The following is a 2,884-nucleotide window of genomic DNA, read 5'->3' as shown; positions in this document are numbered from 1 at the left end:
GCCCTTGATTGTCAAACAACAGCCTTGGGGTTTTTTAGTTATTCATCATTGCCTTCAACCCCGACAATGGCAGGAAGCAGAGCGCAGTTTGCTACAACAAGTAGGAATGATGTTGACAATTAACTTGCATTCGGCTGAAATAGTAGCTCCACCTGCTCAACAGTTTGAATCCTGCGATCGCTCACAGTTACTAGTGCCATTGCAGCAGGTGAACCAGACCGTACAAGAAGGAGCCAGAATCGCCGAGCTTGCCAACGAGCATTTAATGTCTATTCAAGATACTGTTGCTATTACTAATAAACAGCTGCAATACCTTGGTGAATTCTGTCAGCAAGCTTCTGGCTTTGTTCATCTTGTGGAAGGCTTGAGTACCAAAATTCAGGTTTTATCCCTGAATACAGCCATCGAAGCCACAAAAGCTAGCGACCAGGAACGAGGTTTGCTAGTTGCTGCCGAACAGGTGGAAATTCTCGCCCGTCAAGCCCGCGAAAGCACGCTAAATTTAGAGGAATGGTTCCAAGAACTCCAGGTGGCAGCAACAGACGTTGCTTCTGCTATCGAACCGTGCGATCGCCAAATCAGTGCTGGGCTGGAATCAATCGCGCAAATCCACGAGCAATTCAGAGCGATCGCCGACATCGCTGCTTGTACCCTCAAATCAATGTCGAAGCCATAGAATTGTCACAAACCCCATAGAAACTGAGAGTTGTTTTCATGAGTACCGATTTTGTCCCCCAACCGCAGAACGACGATCGCTTTCTAGAAGAAGCGATCGATCTGTTGCTGTTCTTGGAGCAGGAGTTGCCTAACTATACAAAAGACAGTAACCCTGGTACAGCTTTGGCTCTCATGGAAGCTGCTAGCTCTCTGCATTCGATTGCCATAGCAGCCGAGCTAGATGCCATTGCCATAGTTGCGGCTGCACTAGAAGAGATTTTTCAGCTTCTGCATCAGTATCGAGCAACTGTCAACGCCCCAATCGCCTCCCTGTTGTCAGAAGGATTAGATTGCCTACAGATGCTATTGATGGCATTTTTAACAGCCTCGCAAATTGACGAAGTAGAAATTCTGGAGCGGATGTCTGCCATTGTTGCTCGTCTACAAGCAGAGTTTGGCGATCGCCAACAAAGCGTTATCCCCCAGGAAACAAACCTTGAGATATCGATAGAGCAACCGCAAGAATATCAACCAGTTATTCAGTTGGGCGATCGCTTGGCCGAGGTAGAATCTTCTACGGCTCTACCAGAGCAAGTTATGGTTAAAGACAAAGAAATTCTTGACAGAGAACTAACTAGCCCCCAGTCTGGCAGCCTTGTTCGCGTAGATACCGAGCAGCTTCCCATCAAGGTAAGGGAACTAGCAAACCCGGAGGAGTATGGGGAAGAAGATTTTCATGCTTGGTTGGGGGATTTTTCCCTGCCTAATGAAATATCTGTTGCATCCCTAGTTAAATCTGTTCGCGATCGCCATCCACTCTCTTTGCAAGAATCGATTTCTACCATTCTTGCAACAAGTATTCCAACCGCCACACCCATCAATATTAAGCATCTCGAACAACTAAACGCGCTAATTGCAACATTATTAACTACATATAATCAGCAAGTCTGTCAGGAAGAACAACAGCAACATACGATCGGGCGGTTGCTCCGACAAGTTAAACGATTACAACACCTGCTCGATAATCTACAAGAATGGTCAGGACGTTTAGCAGCAATTTCAGATACCCTTTCTCCTCTAGCTGCTTCTCGCTCTCAGCAATTATACAGTACTCTGCAATCTGTTTTGGCCCAAGCGTCTCAGGTGGTATCAACTGTTGATTCGCTGAATAACAATCATCATCAACTCAAACAAGAACTGATACAGCAGGAAAAGTTGCTTAACCAGTCTTCCAATTTAGTCAAAAAAGTTACAACTATTCCTTTAAAAGTAGCGTTAGAACCTTTACATCGGCTTTGGTCTCAGTTACAAGCTCTACAAGATAAGTCTGCTAGACTACATTTACAAATTAGCGATATCCAAGTCGATCGGGCATTTAGCGATCGCCTCCATGCTCTCCTGTTGCATATAAGTTGCTATTTACTAGAGCAAAGTATTGAGTCTTGCCAAACACGCCAACAGCTAGGTAAAAATAGCAACGGTATTATTGAAATTCAGGTTTACCAGCAGGGAAATCAACTGATTATTGATGGCTGTGATGATGGCGCAGGACTTAACTTATCTCAAATTTATCAACAAGCTTCAGCCCAAGGACTCGCCCTTACAAAACCAGGAAATATCTTACAAGAGCTGGTACTTGAACCAGAGGTTTCATCTGTTTTATGCGATCGTGCTGCCTTAGAGTTAGGAGTAGAATTAACTGAAGTTTGCAAGCAATTAACAGCTATTCAGGGAAGAATAGTATTGAAGTCTAAAGCTGGACATGGTACAGCCTTTTCGCTCCAAATTCCCCTCGATCAAAAAATTGCTCAACTTATCGTCTGTCAAGCTAACTCCAGAGTCTATGCATTTCTTGCCGATTCTGTAGAGCAGATTTGTCTATCCCAGTCCGAACAAATTATCCAAACTCAAGCCGGACGTATGTTATTTTTGCAGTCTTCTGGCACCAGTGGTTTCCTTGGTTGTGCTGATGAGGATTTAACAACAGAAATGCTCGTCCCTATCCACTTATTGACTGATGTGCTGATTTGTCCTAACCACCTTCCCACCTCAGTTACTACTTACAGCACAGATACAGCAAATGCTTTCAAGCAGGATAAGCCTTTATTAGTATTTCGTTACTTAGACAAACGATGTGCTTTAGAAGTAGATTGCATCATCGGCAAACAATCTTCTGCAATCCATCCTCTGGGGGAAGCAATTCCAGTTGCTGCTTATATCCAAGGAA

2 protein-coding genes are annotated in these 2,884 nt (G+C 44.3%); both read left to right on the top strand.

What is annotated here, in order from left to right; all coding sequences use genetic code 11:
- A partial coding sequence (locus tag IQ229_RS22065; RefSeq protein ID WP_194047406.1) for a methyl-accepting chemotaxis protein occupies positions 1 to 676 on the top strand: 676 nt, incomplete at its 5' end.
- A 38-nt stretch (positions 677 to 714) separates the two neighbouring features.
- On the top strand, positions 715 to 2,884 hold a 2,170-nt coding region (locus IQ229_RS22060), incomplete at its 3' end, for a hypothetical protein (RefSeq protein WP_194047404.1).

Source organism: Nostoc cf. edaphicum LEGE 07299 (assembly GCF_015207245.1).
GTDB lineage: Bacteria > Cyanobacteriota > Cyanobacteriia > Cyanobacteriales > Nostocaceae > Nostoc > Nostoc edaphicum_B.
This window is presented reverse-complemented; position numbering and strand designations above follow the sequence as displayed.